The sequence below is a fragment of the Candidatus Poriferisocius sp. genome (genome assembly GCF_965219775.1).
Taxonomy (GTDB): domain Bacteria; phylum Actinomycetota; class Acidimicrobiia; order Acidimicrobiales; family Bin134; genus Poriferisocius.
The window spans coordinates 280306-305647 of the sequence record NZ_OZ244793.1 but is presented as its reverse complement, the minus strand read 5'-3'; the positions used below and the strand labels follow the sequence as shown (position 1 = coordinate 305647).

24 protein-coding genes are annotated in these 25342 nt (G+C 70.3%); 15 read left to right on the top strand and 9 right to left on the bottom strand.

Going from position 1 to position 25342, the window contains the following annotated elements:
• Window positions 1-22: 22 nt before the first annotated feature.
• The 12 genes from ACOQPQ_RS01435 (at window position 23) to ACOQPQ_RS01380 (ending at window position 14704) form a co-directional block, all read left to right on the top strand.
• Complete coding sequence (locus ACOQPQ_RS01435; RefSeq protein WP_420637661.1) at window positions 23-1063, top strand: substrate-binding domain-containing protein; 1041 nt, start codon at window positions 23-25, stop codon at window positions 1061-1063.
• A 188-nt stretch (window positions 1064-1251) separates the two neighbouring features.
• On the top strand, window positions 1252-3480 hold the full coding sequence (locus ACOQPQ_RS01430) for an ABC transporter permease (RefSeq protein ID WP_420637660.1): 2229 nt from the start codon (window positions 1252-1254) through the stop codon (window positions 3478-3480).
• Between the two features lie 58 nt (window positions 3481-3538).
• Window positions 3539-4318 carry an ATP-binding cassette domain-containing protein gene (locus tag ACOQPQ_RS01425; RefSeq protein ID WP_420637659.1) on the top strand — a complete coding sequence of 260 codons (780 nt, stop codon included), beginning with the start codon at window positions 3539-3541 and terminating at the stop codon, window positions 4316-4318.
• Between the two features lie 41 nt (window positions 4319-4359).
• Window positions 4360-5340, top strand: coding sequence for a 5-dehydro-2-deoxygluconokinase (iolC, locus tag ACOQPQ_RS01420; RefSeq protein WP_420637658.1), 981 nt, complete (start codon window positions 4360-4362; stop codon window positions 5338-5340).
• 19 nt (window positions 5341-5359) lie between these two features.
• Window positions 5360-6334 (top strand): NAD(P)-dependent oxidoreductase, encoded by a 975-nt coding sequence (locus ACOQPQ_RS01415; RefSeq protein WP_420637657.1) that lies wholly within the window; start codon window positions 5360-5362, stop codon window positions 6332-6334.
• On the top strand, window positions 6331-7506 hold the full coding sequence (locus ACOQPQ_RS01410; RefSeq protein ID WP_420637656.1) for a Gfo/Idh/MocA family protein: 1176 nt from the start codon (window positions 6331-6333) through the stop codon (window positions 7504-7506). The genes ACOQPQ_RS01415 and ACOQPQ_RS01410 overlap by 4 nt, the downstream gene beginning before the upstream one ends.
• A gap of 13 nt (window positions 7507-7519) precedes the next feature.
• Window positions 7520-9412, top strand: a complete 1893-nt coding sequence (gene iolD / locus ACOQPQ_RS01405) for a 3D-(3,5/4)-trihydroxycyclohexane-1,2-dione acylhydrolase (decyclizing) (protein WP_420637655.1) — start codon at window positions 7520-7522, stop codon at window positions 9410-9412.
• Window positions 9413-9437: 25 nt separating this feature from the next.
• Entirely contained in the window at window positions 9438-10889 is a 1452-nt protein-coding gene (locus ACOQPQ_RS01400) for a fatty acid desaturase (protein ID WP_420637654.1), read from the top strand.
• Window positions 10886-11893, top strand: coding sequence for an inositol 2-dehydrogenase (gene iolG, locus ACOQPQ_RS01395; RefSeq protein WP_420637653.1), 1008 nt, complete (start codon window positions 10886-10888; stop codon window positions 11891-11893). The genes ACOQPQ_RS01400 and iolG overlap by 4 nt, the downstream gene beginning before the upstream one ends.
• A gap of 82 nt (window positions 11894-11975) precedes the next feature.
• Window positions 11976-12959, top strand: coding sequence for an SDR family oxidoreductase (locus tag ACOQPQ_RS01390; protein WP_420637652.1), 984 nt, complete (start codon window positions 11976-11978; stop codon window positions 12957-12959).
• Window positions 12956-13813 (top strand): 5-deoxy-glucuronate isomerase, encoded by an 858-nt coding sequence (gene iolB / locus ACOQPQ_RS01385; RefSeq protein ID WP_420637651.1) that lies wholly within the window; start codon window positions 12956-12958, stop codon window positions 13811-13813. The genes ACOQPQ_RS01390 and iolB overlap by 4 nt, the downstream gene beginning before the upstream one ends.
• A gap of 42 nt (window positions 13814-13855) precedes the next feature.
• Entirely contained in the window at window positions 13856-14704 is an 849-nt protein-coding gene (locus ACOQPQ_RS01380) for a 2-deoxy-5-keto-D-gluconate 6-phosphate aldolase domain-containing protein (protein WP_420637650.1), read from the top strand.
• Here the strand turns inward: ACOQPQ_RS01380 and mnmA are convergent.
• Both mnmA and ACOQPQ_RS01370 read right to left on the bottom strand, forming a co-directional pair.
• Window positions 14677-15825, bottom strand: a complete 1149-nt coding sequence (gene mnmA, locus ACOQPQ_RS01375; RefSeq protein WP_420637649.1) for a tRNA 2-thiouridine(34) synthase MnmA — start codon at window positions 15823-15825, stop codon at window positions 14677-14679. The two genes, ACOQPQ_RS01380 and mnmA, sit on opposite strands and share 28 nt — an antisense overlap.
• 17 nt (window positions 15826-15842) lie before the next feature.
• Complete coding sequence (locus ACOQPQ_RS01370; protein ID WP_420637648.1) at window positions 15843-16982, bottom strand: cysteine desulfurase family protein; 1140 nt, start codon at window positions 16980-16982, stop codon at window positions 15843-15845.
• A gap of 91 nt (window positions 16983-17073) precedes the next feature.
• Between ACOQPQ_RS01370 and ACOQPQ_RS01365 the strand changes: the two genes are divergently transcribed.
• Window positions 17074-17529 carry an SRPBCC family protein gene (locus tag ACOQPQ_RS01365; RefSeq protein WP_420637647.1) on the top strand — a complete coding sequence of 152 codons (456 nt, stop codon included), beginning with the start codon at window positions 17074-17076 and terminating at the stop codon, window positions 17527-17529.
• On the opposite strand, the gene ACOQPQ_RS01360 is transcribed toward ACOQPQ_RS01365, so the two are convergent.
• From ACOQPQ_RS01360 to murA, 3 genes are all read right to left on the bottom strand, one after another.
• Entirely contained in the window at window positions 17526-18170 is a 645-nt protein-coding gene (locus ACOQPQ_RS01360) for a rhomboid family intramembrane serine protease (RefSeq protein WP_420637646.1), read from the bottom strand. The genes ACOQPQ_RS01365 and ACOQPQ_RS01360 overlap by 4 nt on opposite strands.
• A gap of 74 nt (window positions 18171-18244) precedes the next feature.
• On the bottom strand, window positions 18245-18517 hold the full coding sequence (locus tag ACOQPQ_RS01355) for a NifU family protein (RefSeq protein WP_420637645.1): 273 nt from the start codon (window positions 18515-18517) through the stop codon (window positions 18245-18247).
• Between the two features lie 150 nt (window positions 18518-18667).
• Window positions 18668-19963 carry a UDP-N-acetylglucosamine 1-carboxyvinyltransferase gene (murA, locus tag ACOQPQ_RS01350; RefSeq protein ID WP_420637644.1) on the bottom strand — a complete coding sequence of 432 codons (1296 nt, stop codon included), beginning with the start codon at window positions 19961-19963 and terminating at the stop codon, window positions 18668-18670.
• Window positions 19964-20050: 87 nt separating this feature from the next.
• On the opposite strand from murA, the gene ACOQPQ_RS01345 reads away from it, so the two are divergent.
• Window positions 20051-21631, top strand: coding sequence for an MFS transporter (locus ACOQPQ_RS01345; RefSeq protein WP_420637643.1), 1581 nt, complete (start codon window positions 20051-20053; stop codon window positions 21629-21631).
• A gap of 51 nt (window positions 21632-21682) precedes the next feature.
• On the opposite strand, the gene ACOQPQ_RS01340 is transcribed toward ACOQPQ_RS01345, so the two are convergent.
• Both ACOQPQ_RS01340 and ACOQPQ_RS01335 read right to left on the bottom strand, forming a co-directional pair.
• Window positions 21683-22282, bottom strand: coding sequence for an alpha/beta family hydrolase (locus tag ACOQPQ_RS01340; protein ID WP_420637642.1), 600 nt, complete (start codon window positions 22280-22282; stop codon window positions 21683-21685).
• Between the two features lie 27 nt (window positions 22283-22309).
• Window positions 22310-23125, bottom strand: coding sequence for a hypothetical protein (locus ACOQPQ_RS01335; protein ID WP_420637641.1), 816 nt, complete (start codon window positions 23123-23125; stop codon window positions 22310-22312).
• Between the two features lie 88 nt (window positions 23126-23213).
• Between ACOQPQ_RS01335 and glpX the strand changes: the two genes are divergently transcribed.
• Window positions 23214-24173, top strand: coding sequence for a class II fructose-bisphosphatase (gene glpX, locus ACOQPQ_RS01330; RefSeq protein ID WP_420640340.1), 960 nt, complete (start codon window positions 23214-23216; stop codon window positions 24171-24173).
• Between the two features lie 56 nt (window positions 24174-24229).
• Here glpX and ACOQPQ_RS01325 read toward each other — a convergent pair whose 3' ends face one another.
• Together ACOQPQ_RS01325 and ACOQPQ_RS01320 are read right to left on the bottom strand one after the other, a co-directional pair.
• Complete coding sequence (locus ACOQPQ_RS01325) at window positions 24230-25033, bottom strand: SDR family NAD(P)-dependent oxidoreductase (RefSeq protein WP_420637640.1); 804 nt, start codon at window positions 25031-25033, stop codon at window positions 24230-24232.
• A 17-nt stretch (window positions 25034-25050) separates the two neighbouring features.
• A complete protein-coding gene (locus ACOQPQ_RS01320) occupies window positions 25051-25308 on the bottom strand; it encodes a F0F1 ATP synthase subunit epsilon (protein WP_420637639.1) in 258 nt (85 codons plus the stop codon).
• Between the last annotated feature and the right edge of the window lie 34 nt (window positions 25309-25342).

Sequence of the window (25342 nt, the reverse complement as noted above, 5' to 3'; positions counted from 1 at the left end):
CTTTGAGAGGAGTAGCTCAATCATGAGAAACCTATGGAAATTGCTGGCCGTGGTGTTGGCGTTGGTGCTCGTAGGCGCGGCCTGCGGCAACGACGACGACAGCAGCGAGCCCGCTCCCAGCGAGCCGACCCAGGAAGCGGCCCCGGCCACGCAGGCACCCGAGCCCACCGAGGTGGTCGAGGTGCAGCCCACCCAGGGCTGTGACCACACCTACCACGTGATCACCCACGGTGATTCCGGCGTGTTCTGGTCGGTGGTCGAGGTGGCCGTGAGGGACGCCGCCGCCGCCATCGGCTGCGAAGTGGTCTACATCGGATCCAACAACGACGCCGTGAAGCAAGCCTCCGACATCCGGGCGGCCATCGCCGCCGGTTCCTCCGGCATCGCCATCTCGCTGGCCGACCCCGCGGGCGTCGAGGGCGCGGCCCGGGAGGTAGTGGAGGCGGGCATCCCGCTGTACACCCTCAATTCCGGGGTGAACAACTACAAGGACCTCGGTGGGGTCACCCACATCGGCCAGACCGAGACCGTGGCAGGGAACGGCGCCGGTGAGCGGTTCAACGCGCTGGGCGCCACCCACGTGCTGTGTGCCCGCCAGGAGCAGTCCAATGTGGCCCTCGAAGAGCGTTGCAACGGCCTTGCCGAGACCTTCAACGGCGAGGTGACCTCGGAGTTCGTCGGACTCGATGCCGAGCCCGAGACCCAGCAGAACCAAATCGCCGCCATCCTCCAGGGTGACTCGAGCATCGACGGCGTGCTCGGCGTGGGTCCGAACCTGCCGCTGCGAGCGCTGGAGGCGGGTGAACAAGCAGGGCGCGACCTCGTCATCGGCGGCTTCGACCTGTCCAGCGACCTGATCGACGAGATCGAGGCGGGCAGAGTAGCCTTCACCGTTGACCAGCAGCAGTACCTGCAGGGGTACCTGCCGGTGATCCTGATGCACCTGCAGGCCACCAACCAGAATACCGCCGGTGGCGGCCTTCCCATTCTCACCGGTCCGGGCTTCGTCGACACCGCCAACGCATCGGTGGTCAAGGCGCTGGTGGCCGAAGGAACCCGCTAAACCCACACGCTGACCCTCAGCGCCGCGCGGGCGCGCGATAGAAGCTGAGGGGCACCAGTACAACTCGGGGAGCGTCGTCCGGCATGATCCGGGCGGCGCTCCCCTTTTTTCGTCTACAGTGAGCGCTACTTGGTCAACTCGCTGAGGTGAGCCCTCGGCGCACAACGACACAGTGGAGGGGGGCTTTCGTGGCCGAATCAACCACCACGAACGGCGCGGCGGCAACGCCATCGCCCGCCGGAGACGAGCGACTGGCCCATCGGGGCCCGGTCCAGCAGTTGCTCACCCGCCCCGACATCGGGGCCCTGATCGGCGCCGTCGGCGTCTGGGTGATGTTCTGGCTGGTGGCCGAGAGCTTCGGCCAAGTGGGGGCCACCGCCAACTATTTGGACGTGGCCGCCACCCTCGGCTTGATGGCGGTACCGGTGGGTCTCTTGATGATCGGGGGGGAGTTCGACCTGTCCTCGGGGGCCATGACCGGGGCCACCGCCATGATCGTCGTGCTGTTGAGCAGCGACACCGCCACGCTCGGTGGCGCCGGGCTCAGCCTCCATCTGGCCGTGCCGTTGTCGCTGGCCTTCGCCTTGGCCATCGGCTGGTTCAACGGCACCCTGGTGGAGAAGACCTCCCTGCCCAGCTTCATCGTCACCCTGGGCACGTTCTTCATCATCTGGGGGGCCAAGGCGGGCTACGCCAAACTCTTCACCAACAAGGTGATAGTGGAAGGGCTGGACGAGTCCAGCGGCTACAGATTCTGGGACAACATCTTCGGTGCCCGATGGGTGCGCAACGAGCACATCTGGGATGGTCGCGACTGGGCCTGGGCAGGCCTGCTCATCATCGGGGGGGTGGTGTTGCTGGTGGGCACCATGGAGTTGGCCTACGCCCGTCGGGAGCATTCCAATCCTGTCGGCTACCTGATCGCCCTCATCGGCACCCTGGTGGCCACGTTCGGCTTCCTGTTGTTGTTGACGCAGGACGGCACCTCATCCAACTGGGTCTTCGGCGTCGTCACCGGCGCCGGGGTGCTCCTCGGCGTAGCCGGCTGGTGTCAGGCCCGGTACCAGCCCGCCCAACGAGAAGCAGCGGAATCCCGCCGCGACCCGCAAGTCCTCCGCTATCTGGGAGTGGGGATCGTGGCCATCGTCGGGGCCATCCTCATCGCCGCGGTGATGGACGCCGACAACGCCAACCAGCTCGACTTCTTGAGCGGGGCCGCCGGCCGGACCATTCTGGCCCTGGGCATCGGGGCCACCGGGGTTTTGGCCGTGCTGGCCGCCCTGGGCAAGGTGAGCGCCAAGTACCCGGCCATTGGCGCGGTGGTTGCTCTCATACCGGCCATCAGCTACATGATGACCGTCCAGGGTGCCCGGGCGGTGCTCTTCGGCGGCTTGGCCTTGGCCGGCGTGGTGATGGTGAGCCTGGCGGCCAATCGTCGAGGTCAGACGGTGGCGCTCAGCCTCCTGACGTCGGTGGGCATCGTGGTGCTGGCCTTCTTCATCCGGTCGGAGGCCGACTCCCGAAAGCTCCGGGTGGAGTTGTTCACCGCCCTGCTGCTCATCGCGTTGCTCCTGGCGGCCTCCGCGGTGTCGCGCATGATCGCCGCCCGACGCACCTCGGCACCGCCGCCAGCGCCCGCCTCCCCGTTCGTTCGCCAAGTGGGGGTGGGGCTGGGCGTGCTCGCCGGGCTGGTGTCGATGATCCTGGAGCTGGCCGACGGGGACGGCATTCTCTACAGCATGATCACCGGGGTGGCCAAGGGCGGCATCGTGGTCTTTGCCGTACACGCGTTGGCCACCGTCGGCCGCACCCTGTTCACCTCCGACCAGAGCGTGGGCCGCTCGCTGGTGGGGGTGGGCCTGGGTTCGGTGGGTCTGGGTCTGGCCGCCAAGATGCTGTTCATCACCCAGGCGGAGTTCGAGGCTACCCGAGCCAAGACCAGTTTCGGGGTGGGGGTGATGCTGTTCATCCTGTTCGCCGTGGTGGGCGCCTGGGTGTTGGCCCGCACCCAATTCGGCAACTGGATCTTCGCGGTGGGGGGCAACAAGGACGCCTCCCGCTCGGTGGGGGTGCCCGCGGGCCGCACCAAGACCACGCTGTTCATGCTGGTGTCGGCCTCGGCCTGGGTCACCGGCATGGTGCTGGCCTTCGAGCTGAACTCGGTGCAGGCCGACCTGGGCAACGGCAAGGAGTTCCAGTACATCATCGTGGCCGTGGTCGGCGGCTGCCTGCTCACCGGGGGCTACGGATCGGCCATCGGGGCGGCCATCGGCGCCGTCATCTGGGGCATGATCAGCCAGGGCATCGCTTTTGCCACCTGGAACAGCGACTGGCGCTTCCTGGTGCTGGGGGCCCTCCTGCTGGTGGCGGTGCTCGTCAACAACTACGTGCGCCAGCAAGCGGAGAAGTCCCGATGACCGCCACTGGCTCCGTCCTGCACTCTGTATTCGAAACCCACGGCAAGGAGACCTGCTGATGGCCGACTTTCTCGAACTCCAGAACATCTCGAAGTTCTACGGGAACATCATTGCCCTGACCGGGGTGACCACCACCGTGAACCCCGGCGAGGTCACCTGCGTGCTCGGCGACAACGGGGCGGGCAAGTCCACCTTCATCAAGATCCTGGCCGGCGTGCATCAGCACGACGAGGGGCGGCTGCTCATGGAGGGCCAGGAGGTGCGCTTCAACTCACCCCGCGAGGCCCTGGCCCGGGGCATCGCCACCGTGTACCAGGACTTGGCCATGGTGCCGCTCATGTCGGTGTGGCGGAACTTCTTTCTGGGCTCCGAACCCAAGACGGGCATCTGGCCCTTCCGCCAGATCGACATCGAGGGGGCCAAGCGCATCGCCCGGGAGGAGATGGCCAAAATGGGCATCGACATCCGTGACGTGGAACAGAGCGTGGGCACCCTCTCCGGCGGCGAGCGGCAGTCGGTGGCCATCGCCCGGGCCAGCTACTTCGGCGCCCGTGTGCTGATCCTGGACGAGCCCACCTCGGCGCTGGGGGTCAAGCAGTCGGGGGTGGTGCTGCGGCGCATCATCGAGGCCCGCGACCGGGGGCTGGCGGTGATCTTCATCACCCACAACCCCAACCACGCCTACCCGGTGGGCGATCGCTTCGTGATCCTCAACCGGGGCCAATCCATGGGCAACTGGTCCAAAGAAGAGCTGTCGCAGGCCGAGCTGACCCAGCTCATGGCGGGCGGGGCCGAACTGGAAGCGCTGCAACACGAACTGGCCCAGGCCAACGTCTAGTGGTGCGTCGCCGGAACGAGCGCGCCACTAACCTGGATTGAGTGCCGGACGCACCCGCGGCGACCGCCGACGTGCCGCAACCCGACCCCGAGGTGCTGACCATCGGCCGGGTCAGCGTCGACCTCTATCCCCAACAGAGCGGCGTGCCCCTGAGCGAGGTCCAGTCGTTCGCCAAGTCTATCGGCGGCTCCCCCACCAACGTGGCCGTGGCCTGCGCCCGGCTGGGCCGTCGGGCCGCGGTGGTCACCCGGGTGGGCGACGACGGCTTCGGCCAGTACATACGCACCGCGTTGGCCGAGGAGTTCGGCGTGGACAACCGCTTTGTGTCCACCGACCCCGAATTGCGCACGGCGCTGGCCTTCTGCGCCCTCGATCCCCCGACCGACCCCCCGCTGCTGTTCTACCGGGAACCCCGGGGCGCCGAGATGAACCTGCAGCCCACCGACATCCCCGATCTGGCCGCCACCGTGCCCGTGCTGTGGACCACCGGATCCCGGTTCGCCCAGGAGCCGTCCCGCTCCACGGTGCGCGACGTGCTCCAGCGGCGGGCCCGACGTCCCCACACCGTGCTCGACCTGGACTACCGGCCCAGCTTCTGGGTATCACCCCACCAGGCGAGCGAGCACATCGGCCCGGCGGTGGAGATGGCCACCGTGGTGGTGGGCAACCGCACCGAGTGCGACATCGCGGTGGGCACCGCCGACCCCCACGGGGCCGCCGACCGGCTGTTGGAACGAGGGGTGGCCATGGCCGTCGTGAAGCAGGGGGCCGACGGCGTGCTGGTGGCCACCCCCGACGGACGATCCGAGATTCCCCCCATCCCGGTGGAGGTGGTGTGTGGGCTCGGGGCCGGTGACGCCTTCGGCGGATCGCTGGCCGACGGCCTGCTGAGCAACCTCGACCCGGTGGAGATCGTCACCCGGGCCAACGCCGCCGGGGCCATCGTGGCCGGCCGCCTGGCCTGTTCCCACGCCATGCCCACCCCCGTTGAGATCGACGAGATGCTGGCCCGAGCACGATGAACCTCCCCCCACCACCGACATGAGCGACTCCCCGCAGCGCTTTCGCATCTGGGTCGACCGACCCATCCCCCCGGGCGTGAACGTTCCCGCCGACGTGGAGTTGGTGTCGGGCCCCGAGGACGCCGACGGCGTGGTGGTGGGGGCCGATCAGCCATGGGATGACGACGCCTGCCGTAGGCTGCCCCGCCTCAAAGTGGTGGCCCGCTCGGGCATCGGCTACGACAACGTGAACCCGGCGGCCTGCGCGGCCCACGGCGTGGCCACCTGCAACGCCCCCGACGCCCCCACCGTGTCCACCGCCGAGCACGCCCTCGCCCTGATGCTGGCGGTGACCAAACGGCTCAAACAATCCGAGCGGAGCCTGACCGACGGGAACCCTCGCGGCCCCCGAGCGGGCTCGGGCACCCGAGCGATGGAGCTGGACGGCCGCACCCTCGGCCTGGTGGGGGGAGGGCGGATCGGCAGTCGCCTGGGCTGCTACGCCGAGGCCCTGGGCATGACCGTGCTCCTCAGCGACCCCTACCTCGACGCCGCCCCGGTGGGCGAGCTGGTCGGCCTCGACCGCATCTGGGCCGAGGCCGACGTGGTGTCGCTGCACGCCCCGGCCACCCCCGAGACCCGCCACCTGGTCAACGCAGCCTCGCTGGCCGCCATGCAACCCGGCGTGGTGATCGTGAACTGCGCCCGCGGAGCGCTGGTGGATCACCCGGCCCTGGTGGCCGCCCTCGACTCCGGCCACGTGGGCGGCGCGGGCCTCGACGTGACCGATCCCGAACCCCTCCCCCCCGACCATCCCCTACTGGGACGGGACAACGTGGTGGTGACTCCCCACGTGGCCTCCTCCACCACCGTGGGGGTGGTCCGGCTGGTGGGCCACGCCCTGGAGCAGGTACTGATCTGGCTGCGGGGCGGTACCCCCGAGCACCTGCTCGACCCCGGCGCCACCCACCCCGCCGTGGATCGCCGCTTCATCGACCCCGCCACCATGCCATGAGCGCCCGGACCCGCCTGGGACTGGGGGTGGTGGGCTTCGGTTGGATGGGCCAGGCCCACGCCCGCTCCTGTCTGCGGCTGCCCACCCTGTTCGACGACCGGGCCTACGACCTGGACCTGGTGATCTGCTCGGACACCGTCGACGCCCGGCGACACACCGCCACCGACTCCTTCGGCTTCCGCACCGCCGCCGACGACTGGCGGGCGGCCATGGAGCACCCCGACGTGGACGCCGTGTTCGTGTGCGCCCCCAACATGTGGCACGAGCCCCTGGTGACCGCGGCCGCCGCCGCGGGCAAGCACGTCTTCTGTGAGAAGCCGGTGGGCGGCACCCCCGCCCAGACCGCCCGCATCGAACAAGCCTGCCGCCGGGCCGGGGTGATCACCGGCGTGGGCTACAACTACCGCTTCGCCCCCCTGGTGATCCACGCCCGCCACCTCATCGAATCCGGGGAGCTGGGCCGGATCACCAACTACCGGGGCCGCTTCTTCTCCATGTACGGGGCCGACCCGCTGGGCCTGTTGTCGTGGCGCTTCCTTCTCGACCAGGCCGGCCACGGGGCCACCACCGACATCATGAGCCACGCCATCGACCTGGCCCTCTTGCTCAACGGCCCCATCACCCGGGTGGTGGGCACCGGGGAGACCTTCATCACCGAGCGACCGCTGCCCGCCGCAGCGGGCACCCACTACGACCGGGGCCACCCCGACGACCCCACCGGCGAGGTCACCAACGAGGACTACTTCGGCGCGTTGGCGGTGTTCGCCAACGGCAGCCACGGGGTGTTCGAGGCCGGCCGGGCCATCGTCGGCCCCCAAAGCCAGATGGCCTTCGACGTGTACGGCACCGAGGGGGCGCTGAGCTGGAATCACGAGACCCTCAACGAGCTCCAGGTGTTCCGGGCCTGCGACCCCCACCAGGGCTACACCACCGTGCGGGCGGGCGAGCGCCACCCCTTCCAGCGGGCCTTCGTGCCCGGCGACGCCAACTCCATCGGCTTCGAGGACATGGTGGCCATCCAGGACCACGAGTTCCTCACCGCGGTGGCCGAGGGCCGACCCCACCACGCGGGCATGGAGCAGGCCCTGGACTGTGTGAGCGTGCAGGCGGCCATGCTGAAGAGCTGGGAGTCCGGAACCTGGGAAGATGTCGTGTCGCTGAGGATCGACTGAAGGGAGGCGAACCATGGAGACCATCCGGCTGACCACCTCCGGCGCCATCGTGCGCTACCTGGCCGCCCAGCGCATCGAGGTCGACGGCCACACCGTGCCCCTGTTCGCCGGGGTGTTCGCCATTTTCGGTCACGGCAACGTCACCTGTCTGGGCCACGAACTGGAACAAGCGGGCGAGGCGCTTCCCACCTGGCGGGGCCAGAACGAGCAGGGCATGGCCCTGGCCGCGGTGGCCTACACCAAGGCCAACCGGCGGCAGCGGATCATGGCCGCCACCAGCTCCATCGGCCCCGGTGCCACCAACATGGTGACGGCGGCCGCGGTGGCCATGGCCAACCGCATGCCGCTCTTGCTCCTGGCGGGCGACACCTTCAACAGCCGGGTTCCCGACCCGGTGCTCCAGCAGGTGGAGCACTTCGGTGACCCCACCGCCACCGTCAACGACGCCTTCCGACCCGTGGTCCGCTACTGGGACCGCATCACCACCCCGGCCCAGGTGGTGCACTCCCTGCCCAATGCGGTGGCCACCATGCTGGACCCCGGCGACTGCGGGCCCGCCTTCATCGGGCTCCCCCAGGACGTGCAGGCCGAGGCCCACGACTACCCCGTCGGCTTCTTCGAGGAGACCGTCCATGAAATCCGCCGTCCCCGGCCCGACATCGGGGAGCTTCGCCGAGCAGCGGCCGCTCTGGCCACCGCCGAGCGACCACTGATCGTGGCGGGCGGCGGGGTCCACTGGTCACTGGCCGAGGACCAATTGCGGGCCTTCGCCGAGATCCACAACATCCCGGTGGTGGAGACGGTGGCCGGGCGCACCTGCCTGGTGGCCGACCACCCGCTCAACTGCGGGCCCATCGGCGTCACCGGCTGCGCCTCGGCCAACGCCATGGCCGCCGAGGCCGACGTGGTGCTGGCGGTGGGCACCCGTTTGGGGGACTTCGTCACCGGTTCGTGGACGGTGTTCGGCGGTGGCCGGGATCTGCACATCATCGGCCTCAACGCCGCCCGGTTCGACGCCACCAAGCACCGCAGCCTGCCCCTGGTGGCCGACGCCCGCGAGGGACTGACCGAGTTGGGGGCCGCCCTCGGCGAGTTCCGGGCCCCCGAGCAATGGTCCGACCGGGCGGCGGCGGAGACCTCGCAGTACCACGCCTACATCGACAAGATCGCCGCCCCCGAGACGGTCACCTCGACGGGCGCATCGGACGACGACTACCCCGACGACGGCCGGGCACTGCCCACCTACGCCCAGGTGGTGGGGGTGGTGGACCGGGCCGCCGACGAATCCACCTACGTGCTGGCCGCCGCGGGCGGGTTCCCCGGCGAGCTGGTGAACGGCTGGCGGGGCCGTCACGTGCATTCCTTCGACTGCGAGTACGGCTACTCGTGCATGGGCTACGAGATCTCCGGCGGGTGGGGGGCCAAGATGGCGCTGCCCGAGCGGGAGGTGGTGGTGCTGGTGGGCGACGGCTCCTATCTGATGATGAACAGCGACCTCTACAGCACGGTGCTCTGCGGCCACAAGCTCATCGTCATCGTGTGCGACAACGGCGGCTACGCCGTCATCAACCGCCTGCAACTGGCCCAGGGCGGGGTGGGGTTCAACAACCTCATCGCCGACGCCCGGGTGCAGGAGGCGACCCCGGTGGACTTCGCCGCCCACGCCAGGGCCATGGGGTGCCAGGCCGAAACGGTGTCCACCATCGCCGAGCTGGAGGCCGCCTTCGGTCGGGCCCGGGCCGCCGACCGCACCTACGTGATCGCCCTCCACACCCACCCCGAGCGCTGGACCGAGGGGGGCTCGTTCTGGGAAGTGGGCGTGCCCGAGGTGAGCGCCCGCCCCCAGGTGACCGCCGCCCGAGCGGCCATGGACGCGGGCAAAGCGGCCCAGCGGGTGGGATGGTGAACCCGACACGCCGGGAGGCACCGCGGTGGTAGCGGGGCGCGACTACCGGGTGGGCGGCCCCGAAGCGCCACGGGCGGCGGCCGCCGGCCTGGTGGAGGCCGAGTGGTTCCGCCCGCCCATCGACCCGGAGCGCCTGCGCCAACTGCAGGTGCGGGGCAACGCCCGGGCAGCCGTCGACACCGCCGCCTGGTTGGGGCTCTTGGCCGGGTTCGGCTACCTGGCCTTCATCTCGCTGGGCACGTGGTGGGCCATCCCCGCCTTCGCCGCCTACGGCGCGCTCTACGGCGGCGCGGGCGACTCCCGCTGGCACGAATGCGGCCACGGCACCGCCTTCAAAGCCAAATGGCTGAACGACGTGGTGTACTACCTGGCCTCGTTCATGCTGCTGCGCCAACCCACCCTGTGGCGCTGGTCGCACGTGCGCCACCACACCGACACCATCGTGGTGGGACGCGACGCCGAGATCATCTTCCCCCGCCCGTCCTCGCCCCTGTCGGTGGCCCAGGTGTTCCTGCCGGTGCTGAACGTGCCCAGGATGGTGGTACGCACCGCCAAACACGCCCTGGGCCGCATCGACGACGAGGCCCGCTCCTTCGTCCCCGCCGACGAGTTGGGCAAACTGCGCTGGGAATCCTGGGCCTACATCGCCGTGCTGTCGGGGGCCACCGCCTGGTCGGTGGCGGCCTGGACCATCGTGCCGTTGCTCTACGTGGGGCTGCCCACCATCTACGGCGCCTGGCTGATGGCGTTCTTCGCCATGACCCAGCACGCCGGACTGCAAGAAGACGTGCTCGACCACCGCCTGAACACCCGCACGGTGTACATGAACCCGGTGCTGCGCTTTCTCTACTCCAACATGAACTACCACGTTGAGCACCACATCTTTCCCACCGTGCCCTACTACGCCCTGCCCGCCCTGCACCAGGAAGTGCGCCACCACCTGGCCCCGGCCGCGCCCAACACCTGGTCGGCCTACCGCGACATCGCGACCACCATGCGCCGCCAGTGGCGCGACCCCTCCTACGACACCCCCCGGGACGAACTCCCCACGCCGCCCGGCGGCGGCCGGGCCTTCGTGAACACCGGGCACAATGTGTGGGCGGGCGACCACCACGACGGGATGTTCGACCTCGGACCGGCCGGCGAACCCGCCCCCGGCGGCGGGCGGCGGGTGGACGTGGGCGACGACACCTACGCCCTGTTCCGACTGGACGACGGCACCCTGGTGTGCAGCCAAGGACGGTGTACCCACGGCCAGGCCCACCTGGCCGAAGGGGCCGTGATGGGCGATGAGGTGGAATGCCCCAAGCACAACGGCCGCTTCGACCTGCGGTCGGGCCAAGCCGTGCGACGACCGGCCACCGTGCCGCTGGCCCTGTATCCGGTGGAGATCCGAAACGGCCGGGTGGTGTCGGCCCTCCAGGCCCAACCGGCTCCATCGGCCCTCCAGCCCCAAACCAAGAGCGTGCCGACATGACGCCGGTGCGCATCGGAGTGCTGGGTTGTGGGCGGATCGGCCGGATGCACGCCGAGCTGATCGCCCGGCAGGTGCCCGGCGCCGAGGTGGCCGCCGTCCACGACGTGGTCCCCGACGCAGCCGCCGCCCTGGCCCGGGACCTGGGCGTCCGCCAGGCCACCGAACCGGCCGAGGTTTTCGAGGCCGACGACGTGGACGCGGTGGCCATCTGCTCGTCCACCCACACCCACATCGACCTGCTGGTGGCCGCCGCCCACGCGGGCAAGGCCGCGTTCGTGGAAAAGCCCCTGGCGTTGAACCTGGCCGACGTGGACCGGGGCATCGCCGCCGCCGAGGCGGCCGGCATTGCCGTGCAGGTGGGCTTCAACCGGCGCTTCGACCCCAGCCACCGTTACGTGCGCGACCGGGTGGCCGGCGGCGAGATCGGCGACGTGCATCTGGTGCGCATCTCCAGTCGTGACCCCGAGCCGCCCCCGCTGATGTACCTGGACGAATCCGGCGGGATCTTCTGCGACATGACCATCCACGATTTCGACATGATCCGCTACATCACCGGCAGCGAGGTCACCGAGGTGTACGCCACCGGGGCGGTGCTGGTGGACGACGCCATCGGCGAGGTGGGCGACCTGGACACCGCGGTCATCGTCTGCCATCACGCCAACGGGGCCATCAGCACCATCGACAACAGCCGCCAGGCCGTGTACGGGTACGACCAGCGGGTGGAGGCCTTCGGGTCGGCCGGGATGGCCGCCTCGGAGAACCCCCTCACCGCCACCGCGCTCACCCGCACCGCCGAGGGCGCGCAAGCCCCGACCCTGCCCTACTTCTTTCTCGACCGCTACATCCCCTCGTATCTGGCCGAATGGGACGCCTTCACCGCCATGATGTCGGGGGCGCCCTCGCCGGTCACCCTGGCCGACGGACGGGCCCCGCTGGTCATCGGTCTGGCCGCCTGGCGCTCGGTGCGCGAGCACCGCCCCGTCGGCATCCACGAGATCACCTGAAGGGAGTCCCCGTGTCCCCCAACCGCCAACACCGACCAATCCGGCCCCGGCCCCCGGGCCGACCGCCCCACGGGGCTGCGTGATGCGGGCCTACATCACCGGGGGTACCGGCTTTGTCGGGGCCAACATCGTGAAGGTGTTCGCCGAGCGTCACCGGGCCACGGTGCACTGCCCGGTCCACTCCTTTGTCCCCAACCACCCCGAGGGCTACACCACCGAGCCGCTGGATTTGCTGGACGCCGAGGCGGTGCAGGCCAGCGTGGACAACTTCGCCCCCGACGTGATCGTCCACGCCATGATCCTCAACGACCTGGCCGGCATCTACGCCCAGCGGGACCTGGCCTGGCGCAGCTACGTGGAGGCCACCTTGACCATGGCCGAGACGGCCAACCGGGTGGGGGCCAAGCTGATCGTGGTGTCCACCGATTGGGTGTTCGACGGCACCCAGGCCGGGGCCGACGAGCACACCCCGCCCAACCCGGTGAACTACTACGGGGTTCTCAAGGCCATGAGCGAGCAGGCCGCCCTGCTGCGGGCCGACCGAGCCGCGGTGGCCCGGGTGTCGGCGGTGAACGGGGTGCATTGGGCCCGGACCGAGATGCCCCGGGGCCAGGATCCCGGCTTCGGCTACTTCGTGTCCTCGGTGCTGGACGCGGTGTCGCAGGGCCGGACCTTCGGGGTGTGGGAGAGCGACGACATCAACATGAGGGCCACCCCCAGCCTGGCCAGCGAGTGCGCCGAGGCCATGTGGCTGATCGCCGCCGACCCCGACGCCCACGGCGTGTTCCACTGTTGCGGGGCCGAACCGGCCGGTCGCATGGCCCTGGCCCGAACCGCCTGCGAGGTGTTCGGCCAGGATCCGTCGCTCCTGCGGTCCATCCCCCCCGACCCGGAGATGATGGCGTCGCTGGCCGGGGCCCGCATCCCCCGCGACAGCACCATCCGCCCCGTGCGCACCGCCGAGGTGCTGGGCTACGAGCCGTTGGGCACCCGGGCGCTGCTGGAGCGGTTCAGGTACCAGTTGGACACCGGCTACCTCGACCCGACCCCAGGAGGACACCCATGACCACCGGCCCCGCATCAGGTCCCATCCGACCCCAGCCGGGGCCGGGGCGGGTGCTGGACGTCACCCCGGCATCGGCCGGGTGGAAGAACGTGGCCTTCTCGGTGGTGGAACTCACCCCGTCGCACCCGTGGTCGGGGCAGGAGGCCGACCGGGAGACCGCCATCGTGCCCCTCTCCGGCGCCGGGCGGGTGCAGGCGGGCGACATCGACACCACCATCAGCCGCACCTCGGTGTTCGAGGAGTTGGGTCGGGTGGTGTATCTGCCCCCCGACACGCCGTTCGCCCTCTCCACTGAGGACTCGCTGGTGGCCGCGGTGGGGTCGGCCCCGGCCGAGGGTCGCCACCCGGCCCGGGTCATCGAACCCGACGAAATGCGGGTGGAGATACGGGGCGGCGGCCAGGCCTACCGCCAGGTGGTCCACACCCTGGCCCATCCCCTGCCCGCCGAGCGTCTCATCCTCTACGAGGTGTTCGTACCCCGGGGCACCTGGTCGGGCTGGCCGCCCCACTGCCACGACGGCCGGGACGGCTCGCCCTACCTGGAGGAGGTGTACTACTTCCGGCTGGACCGCCCCGAGGGCTACGCCGTCCACCGCAACTGGCGCACCGAGGAAGGGTTCGACGAGGCGGTGGTGGCCCACGACGGCGACGTGGTGTTGGTGCCCAAGGGGTACCACACCTCGACGGCGTGTCCCAGCGCCAACATGTACTTCCTGAACTACCTCGCCGGGGAGCTCTACGACGACGAGCGCCGGACCCCGCCCTGCTTCGCCGCCGAGCACACCTGGATCGAGGCCGACTGGTCGGCCGGGGCCTGGCAGCTCCCGGTGGCGGGCGCCACCCCCTCCCCGTGATGTGCCGATGGCCGCACCGACGGCCGACGTCAGCCCACTGACATGAGCGTCGCCGACCTGACCCACGAAGGACACTTCGCCGTGCTGGCCATCGACCACCGCGACTCGCTGCGACCGGTGCTGGGCCCCGACAATCCCGAAGCGGTGACCACCGAGGCCATCGTGGCCTTCAAGCGCGACCTGGTGTCCGGGCTGGCCGCCGGCGCCACCGGGGTGATGCTGGAACCGGAGTACTCCATTCCCCACCTTCTCGACGGCATCCTGCCCCCTCGGGTTGGTTTCACCGCCGCCCTGGAGGCCCAGGGCTACCTGTCCGACCCCGAGGCCGCCCCGGTGGCGGTCCTCGAGGGCTGGTCGGTGCAGGCGGCCGCCGACTGCGGGGCGGCCGCCGCCAAACTACTGGTGCTGTACCGGCCCGACCGCCCTCACGCCGCCGCCCAGGAGCAGGCGGTGGGCGCCATCCTGGAAGAATGCCGCCGGGTGGGGATTCCCCTGTTGCTGGAGCCCATGTTCTACGGCCTGGACGGCCCGGCGGCCCGCACCCGCATCGTGCTCGACACCGTGGACCGGTTCGCCCCCCTGGGCCCCGACGTGCTGAAACTGCCCTTCCCGGTGGACGGGGAGCACGACCCCGACCGCAGCCGATGGGCGGCGGCCTGTTCGGAGATTTCCGCCCGCTGCGACATGCCGTGGACGCTGCTGTCGGGCGGCGGCTCTTACGAGGCGTACCGGGACCAACTCGCGGTGGCGGTGGTGTCGGGCTGTGCGGGCTTCACCGCCGGTCGGGCGCTGTGGGGCGACGCCGCCCGGGCCTCCGCCGCCGAGCGACCCGCCGTCATCGCCGAGGTGATCGCCCCTCGGCTTCAGGAGCTGCGCGCGATCGTCAATTGAGACTGGGCGGCGTGAGACTGAGTCGACTCGGACGGGGCGGCTGAAGTCCGGGTGGCCACCGCCCCGCCGACCACCAGATCACCCTGGTAGAACACCACCGCCTGGCCGGGCGCCACCCGACGCTGGGGTTCGTTCCAGCACACCGAGCCCGAACCCTCCGGCCGCGACGGGGCGGCCACCACCCTCCCGGCGGCCGGGGTGCCGTGGGCGCTGACCTGGATGTCAACCGGGCCCTCCACCGGGCGGTCGGTCCATTGGATGCCCGTGACGTTCTGGGTGGTGGTGAGCAGATCGTCCCGTCGCCCCACCGTCACCCGGCCCGCGGCGATGTCCACGTCGGTCACGTAGCGGGCCTGGTCGGTTCCGCCCAGGTTCAGGCCCCGCCGCTGGCCGATGGTCACCGTCTGCGCCGCGTCCACCGATCCCAACACGGTGCCGTCGGCGTCCACCACCGTGGCGGGCACCGACTCCAGTCGGCGAGCCAGAAACCCGGATCGCCCCCCCGTCCGGTTGGCGATGAAACACACGTCCTGGCTGTCGGGCTTGGCCGCCGTGCGCAGGCCCAGCGCCTCGGCCCGCTCCCGCACCTGGTCCTTGGTCAGATGGCCGATGGGCAACAGCAGCCGGTCCAACTGGCGGCGGCCCAGCATGTACAGCACGTAGGACTGGTCCTTGGCCGCGTCCACCCCCCGCTGCACCCGGTACCCGTCGCCCGAGCGCGCCAGGCGGGCGTGATGCCCGGTGGCCACCGCATCGAACCCCAACGCCTCGGCCCGCACCGTCAACTTGTCGAACTTGATGTGACGGTTGCATTCGATGCAGGGGTTGGGAGTCAAGCCGGCGGCGTGGTCGTCCACGTACGGGGTCACCACCAGCCGAGTGAACTCGTCGCCGAAGTTGAACACGTGGTGCTGCACCCCCAGGCGATCGGCCACCCGGCGGGCGTCCTCCACGTCCGACACCGAGCAACACCCGGTGTCCGACTCCCCGCCCCACAGCTTGAGGGTCACGCCCACCACCTCGTGGCCCTGCTCGGCCAACAACGCGGCGGCCACCGAGGAGTCCACGCCCCCCGACATGGCCACCAACACCCGCATCCGCCGGTCCTGATCCTCCGCCATGGTCCGACCCCTAACCGTTATCCGTGGCCGTAGGCCCGCAGTCGGGCCACCGCGTCGGGGATCACGGCCAAGGCCCGGTCGATGTCGGCCTCGGTGGTCTCGTAGCCGAGCGACAGCCGCAGCGACCCCCCGGCCAACACCCGGTCGTAGCCCATGGCGGCCAGCACGTGGGAGGGATCCTGGGCCCCGCTGGAACACGAGGACGCCGCCGAGGCGTACACCCCGGCGTCCTCCAGCAGAAACAGCAATGCCTCCGACTCGATGCCCGCAAAGCACAGGTGGGCCGACCCGGCCACCTTGCCCGCCCGCACCCCGGTCTCGGTGGTGCCGTCCACCGCGGCCAGCACCCCGTCCACCAATCGGTCGCGCAGCCCCGCCAGCCGTTCCACCTGCTCGGTTCGGGTCTTCTTCACCACCTCGGCGGCCGCGGCCATGCCCACGATGCCGGCGGCGTTGTGGGTGCCCGAGCGCAGCCCCCGCTCCTGGCCCCCGCCCAGCAGCACCGGGGCCAGCTCCACCCCGCTGCGCACCACCAGCGCCCCCACCCCCTTCGGACCGCCGAACTTGTGGGCACTCACCGAGATCAGATCGGCGCACTCGGCCACGGACGCCACGTCCAGCCAGGGAAAGGCCTGCACCGCGTCGGTGTGCAGCACCGCTCGGGGCGCTGCCGAACGCACCACCTCGGCCACGGCGGCCAAGGGCTGGATCATGCCGGTCTCGTTGTTGGCCAGCATCACCGACACCACGGTCACGTCGTCGTCCAGGGCGACCCGCAAGGCGTCCAGATCGATCACCCCGGAGGCGTCCACCGCCGCCACCCGCCCGCCCAGTTGCTCCACCGGTGCCAGCACCGCATGGTGCTCCACCGCCGAGCAGACGGGCGCGCCGCCGGCCTGCAGGTGGCGACCCACCACCGCCAGGTTGTCGCCCTCGGTGCCCCCGCCGGTGAACACGATCTCGCCGGGCGACGAGCCCAGGGCGTCGGCCATCACGTCCCGGGCGTCGTCGATGCGCCGACGGGTGTCTCGGGCCATGCGATGGGCGCCGGTGGGATTGGCGTACAGCTCCCGGTGCAGCGGGGCCATGGCCTCGACCGCCTCCGGGCACAACGGCGTGGAGGCCGCATTGTCCAGATAGGCAATCACCTCGGGCACAGGGAAAGCCTACGCCGCCACGGTGACAGCCACGAGGGGTAATTCCCCGGTGGCGGCGGGGGAAGCCTGCCGGCACCCTTACACTGGAGACATGGCCCGGATTCGAGTCTCCACCACCATCGAGGCCCCGGTGGACGAGGTGTGGGAGTACGTGCGGCACATCGAACGCCACACCGAATGGATGGCCGACGCCGAGTCGATTTCCTTTCGGGGGGACCAGACCGAGGGGGTGGGCACCGACTTCGAGTGTCTCACCAAGATCGGTCCGGTGCGGCTCAACGACGTGATGGTGGTCACCGAGTGGGTGGAACAGGAGGTGATCGGCGTGCGCCACACCGGCCTGGTCACCGGTCAGGGCCGCTTTACCCTGACCCCTGCGGGCACCGACCGCACGGAGTTCTGCTGGACCGAGGAGCTGCAGTTCCCCTGGTGGATGGGGGGTCGGCTGGGCGACGCGATCGGCGCCCGACTGCTGGAGTGGGTGTGGCGCCGCAACCTGGCCACTCTGCGCCGACGGTTCCCGCCGGGAGACGGGGAAACCGGCTAGATCGTGTCGGGCCAGCGGCTTGCGGCCCACAAGGCGCCGAGGAACGAGGCGGCGGCCACCACCACGGCCACCCCGACCACCAACACGGTGGTGGGCTGCTGTCGGCGGATGGCCAACGCGGCCACGCCCCCCACGATGAACCCGCCGACCAGGCCGCCGACGTGGCCGCCCAGAGACACCGCCGGAACGGTGAAGCTGATGACCAGATTGATAGCCAGGATCGGCCCCAGCGGGGTCCGGAACAACCCCACCCCCTGCGCCAGCGACAGGGCGGCGTAGGCCCCCAGCAGACCGAAGATGGCCCCCGAGGCCCCGGCCACCAGCGAATTGGGCGTTTCGATCAACGCCCCGAACGACCCGCTCACCAACGAGGCCAGGTACACCGCAGTGAACGACGCCGCCCCCAGCGTCCGCTCCAACACCAGGCCCAGGATGTAGAGCGAGTACATGTTCACCGCCAGGTGGATCAGCCCGTGGTGCAGGAATCCACCGGTGAACACCCGCCACCATTCGTCGAACACGTCGATCGGCCCACCCCAAGTGGAGGCATGGTAAATCAGCCCGTCTCGGTTGAGCGCGTCACGGGAACTCATGCCCCAAAAGCCGTCCCCCAGGGCCACGCTCACGATGAACACCACCACGTTGGCGACGATCAGCCCCTGGCTGACCGACCAGGCGGCGGTACGGCTCGGAATCAGACGTTGATCGTCGATGGCTACAGCCCCACGGGCGAGCCGTCGCTCAGCAGGTTCTGGCCCATGTTCACCACCTCGGTGACGCCCTCCACCCGCTGCTTCAGGATCCGCTCCACCCCCGCCTTCAACGTGACCGTGGAGGCCGGACAGCTCACGCACGCCCCCACCAGCTCCACGGTGACCACGCCGGTCTCCTCGTCCACCTCCCGCAGGAAGATGTCCCCGTCGTCGGCCTGTACCGCAGGGCGGATGGCCTCGATCACCTGGGCGACGGCGTCGTACACGCCCCCCATTGTCTCAACCCGCGGCCCTCACGCCAACCTGTTCGATCCCCCACCGGTGGTCTGTCAGACTCAGAGCCGTGGACGTGCTGGCCCACCAGGGCGGTTGGGACGAGATTCTCCTGGTGGCCGTGCCCCTGGCGCTGCTGGCCTGCTTGCTGGTCATGGCCAATCGGCGGGCCTCTCGCGGCGGACGTCGGCGCCCAGAGCGCTGAGCTTGCCCGCGAAGTTCTCGTAGCCCCGGTCGATGTGGTGGGGGTCGGACACCACGGTCACGCCGTCGGCGGCCAAACCGGCCACCACCAGGGCCGCCCCCGCCCGGATGTCCGGCGCCCGCACCGGGGCCCCGCTCAGCCGATCCACCCCCCGGATCACCGCGTGATGGCCTTCGGTGCGGATGTCGGCGCCCATGCGCACAAGTTCGTCCACGTAGCGGAACCGGTCGGAGAACAGGTTCTCGGTCACGATCCCCACCCCCTCGGCCACCGACAACAGCGCCACCAGCAGGGGCTTGCAGTCGGTGGGCAGGCCGGGATACGGCAGAGTGGACACATCGGCCGACCGCAGCCGCCCCCGGCTCATGGCCCACAGCCCGTCGGGATCCGATGAGGTCCGCACCCCGATCTCCCCGAGCTTGCGGCACAGCATCGCCATGTGATCGGGCCGCGCCCCTACCAGGGTGATCTCGCCGCCGGCCAGGCCCAACGCGGCCAGGAACGTGGCTGCTTCGATGCGGTCGGCCACCACGGTGTGCTCCACCGGGTGCAGTTCCTCCACCCCCTCCACGACGATGGTCGATGTCCCCGCTCCGGCGATCTGGCCCCCCATGTGGTTGAGGAAGCCGGCCAGGTCGGCGATCTCCGGCTCCCGGGCGGCGTTGTCGATCACCGTGGTGCCCTTGGCCCGCACGGCGGCCATCATCACGTTCTCGGTGGCCCCCACGCTGGGATACTCCAACAGCACCGGGCTGCCCACCAGGTTGTCGGCGATGGCGTGGACGTCGCCCCCGGAGATTTCGAACCGACAGCCGATGGTCTCCAACCCGGCGATGTGCATGTCGATGGGCCGGGGGCCGAAATCGTCACCGCCAGGCAACGCCACCCGGGCGTGGCCCACCCCGGCCAAGAGCGGCCCCAGCACGGCGGTGGAAGCCCGCAACTGCTCGGTCAGCTCGTAGCGGGCCTCGGGGACGATGGTCGGGGGGCGCTCGATCACCAGGGCGTCGTCCGACCGGTCCACCGCCACCCCCATGGCCCGCAGCACGTCGGCCATCACGGCCACGTCCTCGATGTCGGGCACGTTGCGAATCACGAACGTGCCCTCGGCCAGCAGACAGGCGGCCATCAGCTTGAGCACCGAGTTCTTGGCCCCGCCGATCACCACCGACCCCTCCAGCGGTCCGCCGGCCCGCACCTCGATCCGGTCCTGCTGCGGGTCGCGGTCCACGGGATTCACCACCCGACAAGTATGGTGCCTCAGGGGCCGCGGCGGCGACCGGCCAACCCCAAGGGCCGGGTTTGCCGAAAACTATGCTGCGCCCAGCCCATGCCCCGTCTGATCTCCCGCCGCGTCCTGAGCGCCGACGACGCCCACGGCGTGCTCCACGGCCCCGACGGCCTGCTCTCCCCCCGCTCCGACATGGTGCTGGAGCAGCCCGACGACGACGAACCCACCCCGTCGCCACCGGACGCGGCACCAGCATGGGGGCCTCCCAAGTCCAGCACCGCCTTTGTCGCCGTCGAGGGACCGGTGCAGCACTACCGCCGCACGGTGACGGTCACGCCATTGGGCAACAGGTTGGTGGTGGTCACCGAGCAGTTCGACTATCAACTGGCCATCCCGGTGTGGCGGCTGCTGTTCGCCATCCCCTTCCGCCGGGCCCTGGTCCGGGAGCGGACCATCCCCTGGTGGCATCCTCCTGACCGGCTCACCGCCCGGCAGGCCCAAGTGGTGGCCCTGCTGGCCACCCTGTCGGTCGTCGCCGGATTCCTGGGCACCCTGCTCGGCCAGACCATCACCTTTGCCGCCGACGAATTCGGCGTGGGCGAGTCGGCCCAGGGGCTGGCCTTGGGCCTGGCCCGCTTCAGCATCCTGCTCACCCTGGCCATGGCCGTCCTGGGCGACCGGATCGGACGACGGCGGACGCTGTTCGGGGCCGCCATCGGGGCGATCCTGGCCTCCGCGGCCACCTCGCTGGTGGTCAACCTGGCCCTGCTGGCCACCGTGCAGGCCGTCTCCCGGGGGCTGTCCCACGCCTTGGCCCTGCTGGTCTTCGTGTTCGCCATGGAAGAGGCACCGGCGGGCGCCCGGGCCTACGTGATGTCGATGCTGGGATTGGCCGCCGGTTTGGGCTCCGGGTTGGCGGTGGCCTGCGTTCCCCTGGCCGACCTGGGGCTCTCCGCGTGGCGGCTGGTATTTGTGGTGGCCTTGGCCTTCCTGCCGGTGGTGGTGACAGCCGCCCGGCGTCTCCCCGAGTCGGAGAGGTTTGAGGCCGCCCGGCGTCGGCCTCCGGCCCAGACCCCGGAGCAGTTCCGCTTCCGACTCTGCCTGTTGGCCGTCACCTCCTTTGCCGTGCTGGTCTTCTCGGCACCCGCATCGCAGTTCCAGAACGAGTTCCTGAAGGAACAACGTGACTTCAGCGCCACCAAGATCACGGTGTTCACCCTGCTCACCGTGTGGACGGCGGGTCCGGGGATGTTGATCGCGGGCCGGTTGGCCGACGTCCGGGGCCGCCGGGTAATCGCCTCGCTGGGGGTGAGCGGCGGGGCGGTGTTCGCCCTCTGGCACTTCACCGTGGCCGGTTGGCCCATGTGGGTGCTGATCGCGGCGGGGGCCTTGATGACCTCGTCCACTGTGCCATCGCTGGGGGTGTACCGGGCGGAGATGTTCGGCACGGGTCGGCGGGCCCGATCCAACGGGCTGCTCGGTGTCGCCGGGGTGTCCGGGAGCGTGGTCGGCCTGGTGGTCGCGGGCCACATGATCGAAACCTACGGCTACGGCACCGCGTTCTCGGTGCTGTTGATGGGCCCGATACTGGTGGCCCTGCTGGTGCTGTTGTTCTACCCCGAGACCACCCGCCGGTCCTTGGAGGAGCTGAACCCCGAAGACGAGGAAGGCCTGTGGTAAGGGCCGCGACGCGCGGTGGGACGATGCCGTGAGGCGAAGCCGCTACGCACGCTAGGCAATAGTGTCCAACCAGGTGGCCACCGCGGCCAGGATTTCCTCGTCGGCCTTCTTCGGGTCGTGGCCCTCGCCGGGGAGCCACACCGTGGTCACCGGGCCTCCAATGGCCCCGAGGTGCTCGTCGAACTCCTCGGGGGTTCCGAAGGGGTCGCGGTCGCCGGAGATGAACAGGCAGGGCACGTTGACGTCACCGAAGTGGTCGGTCCGGAGCTTCTCGGGCTTGCGGGGCGGGTGCAGCGGATAGCTCAACAGCACCAACCCGGCGGCCGCCATCCCCTGGGCCACCGCCATCGAGCACATTCTCCCGCCCATCGACCGGCCCCCCAGCACCAGCCGGCCGGGCTCGGTCCCCCAGCCGTCGGCGATGACCGGAATCACCTCCTCCAGGTGGGCCAGCAGCTTGGGCGCCCGGTCGGGGGGTCGTCGTCCCTGGTCGCGGTAGGGGAAGTTGATGCGCTCCACCGGCAGCGGGGCCAGGCCCTCGGCCACCGCCACCAAAGTGTGGTGGTGGCGATCCCCGCCCGCACCGTGGGTCAGGACCATGCCCGCCACGTCGCCATGGCCCATGGCTCCCGGTTCGGCCGGCCGGCTCACCACCGCTCACCACCACCCAACCTGATGCTACATGTAGCGGCGCAGGAGATCCCGCAGCGCCACCGCCGCCTCCACGGTGGGGGCGTCGCCCTCGGTCGGGTGGGGTCCGGCCAACAGGGCCTCCCGCAGGTCGTCGGCCGCATCCAGCATCGAGCCCCAGAACTCGGCGTCGTAGCCCCAGGGCAGGCTGAGCTGCACCACTTGGTCGTGGGCCACGGCGAAGGTCTCCACCGCCTTGGAATCCACCGAGTTGCGACGCAGCCGGTCGGACGACAAGAACAGCCCCTCCAGCACCTCGTAGGGTTCCACACCGGGCAGCCCCGGACCGAACCGGCGTTGGGAGGCGGCCCCGGCCAACCGGTCGAACACGGCGTCCACCGCCTCCTCGTCGGCCTCGGCCACCACCAGGTTGCCGGCAGCGTCGAAGTCGTGGGCGATCGACTCGCTCAGCAGTTCGCCCACCACATCGGCGGTGTGGGATTCGTCGAAGTCGGTCATCTCGTACACCACCGTGGGCCCGCTCTTGTCGAGCGCAGGCAACCGGGCCCGCAGCACCGACTCCACCGCCTGGTCCACCGCCTCCTCGTCGGCCTCGCACACGATCAGCGTGGGTCCCAACCACCCGTGCTCGAGCCCCTGGTCGCGCAGGGCTGCCTCCAGGCGGTTGCGGGCGTCGTAGCCCCACTCGTGAAACTCGTAGGCGAGTTGCTCGTCCTCGGGCCCGCCCACCTCTTCCACCGCGCGGGGCGGGTCGGGGAACGTGGCCACGCCGCACTCGGCGCACTCGGCCACGTCCTCCTCGAAGGAGGCACCGCACTGGAAGCACCAAACCATGCCGAACATGCTGGCAGAAGAGCGCCGCCCGACCGCAACGCGGCTACGGTTGGGCAACGTGGAATCCTCGCCGGAAACACCCGATCGCAACTTGGCCATGGAGCTGGTTCGGGTCACCGAAGTGGCGGCCCTGGCCGCTTCCCGGTGGATGGGTCGGGGCAACAAGGAGGGGGCCGACAACGCCGCGGTGGAGGCGATGCGGGTGCTGTTGCGCACCGTACCGATGGACGGGGTGGTGGTCATCGGCGAGGGCGAAAAGGACGAGGCCCCCATGCTCTACAACGGCGAGTTGATCGGTGACGGCACCCCGCCGGAATGCGACATCGCCGTGGATCCCATCGACGGCACCACCCTCACCTCACTGGGCCGGGCCAACGCCCTGTCGGTGATCGCGGTGTCCGACCGGGGGACCATGTTCAACCCGGGCCCGTGCGTCTACATGGAGAAGATCGCCTTCGGGCCGGAGTGCGCTGACTCCGGCATCTCGCTGGACAACTCCCCCACCGAGAATCTGGAGCTGGTGGCCGCGGCCAAGAGCGAGTCGGTGCGGGACGTGACCGCGGTGATCCTCGACCGCGACCGCCACGCCGAGCTGATCGCCGAGGTGCGCGAGGCCGGGGCCCGGATCCGCCTCATTCCCGACGGCGACGTGGCCGGGGCCATCTCCACCGCCTGGTCCGATGCCGGGGCCGACATCCTGTTCGGCGTCGGGGGGACGCCCGAGGGGGTCATCGCGGCGGCCGCCCTCAAGTGCATGGGGGGTGAGTTGCTGGGCCGGCTGTGGCCCCGCAACGACAAGGAGCGCAAGGCGGCCGAGAAACAGGGCATGGACCTGCACGCCGTGCTCACCGCCGACGATCTCGTCCGGGGCGACAACTGCTTCTTCGCCGCCACCGGGATCACCGACGGCGACCTGCTGAAGGGCGTCCACTACAGCAAGAAACACGCCAGCACGCAGTCGCTGGTCATGCGCTCCAAGTCGGGCACCGTGCGGCTGGTGGACGCCGACCACCAACTGGACAAGCTGAACAGCTTCTCGGCCATCGAGTTCGGTTAGCAGCCAAAGGCCCCCCACCCCAACGGGCGGGGCTCGCAGCTCTTTTGGCGGTTCGGCTAGCGGCGGCGGGCGGCCCAGCCGATGAGCGATCGGCGCAGCCCACGCGGGGATTTGCTGGTGAGCACGGCAAAGAACCGGTTGAGCCGCCCGGTGACCACCTCGGGCCGGGATTTGGCCGCGGCCCGCAACGCTTCGGCGGCCACCTCGTCGGCGTCCTGCCAGCCCACCGAGGGCCACCGCTCCAGGTCCCAACGCCCTCGTTCGTGGAACTCGGTGCGGGTCAGCCCCGGCAGCACGGTGGTGACCACCACCCCGGTGCCCTTCAACTCCTCGTACAGGCCCTCGCCCAGGCTGGTGATGAACGCCTTGGTGGCCGCGTAGACCGCGGTCATGGGCATGCCCTGCAGCGAGGCCATCGACGACACCAGCATCACCTGGCCCCGGCCCCGGCCGGCCATGGCCCCCACGGCGGCATGGGTCAGGCGCACCAACGCCACCACGTTCACCCCGATGGTCTCGGCCACCTCCGACGGATCCTGATCGACCAACGGCCCCTCGTAGCCCAGTCCGGCGTTGTTCACCACCAAGTCCACGGGGTCCTGGTCGGCCACCACCCGGGCGGCCACCGCGTCCACCCCCTCGGGCGTGGACAGATCGGCCACCAACACCTCCACGCTCGGCCCCGAATCGCCCGCCTGCAGTTCAGCGGCCAGGGCCTCCAGTTGGTCCCCGCTGCGGGCCACCAGCACCAGGTCCACGTTGGCCACGGCCAGTTGTCGCGCCATGGCCCGACCGATGCCCGCCGATGCCCCGGTGACCAGGGCCCGCTGCCAGGGCCACGGTTGCCGACGGCGGCTCATGGACCAGCCGAGGCGCGTCAGGAGACGACGGCGGTGTCGCTGAGGAGGGCCACGTTGTCGTGGGACACCTCCACGAAGCCCCGCTCCACCGCGATGGTGGTCTTCTCCCCGTCGGCGGTGTAGACCCGCACCTCGCCGGGCACCAGGACCCCGAGGAAGGGCACGTGGCCGGGCTGGAAGGCGATCTCGCCGTCGGTGGTGCGGGCCACCACCATCTCGGCTTCGCCGGTGTAGATGATCTCCTCGGGGGAGACCAGTTCAACCGTGAGGGCCACGACTAGGCCGCCTGCTCCGGTGTCGGTGCCGGGG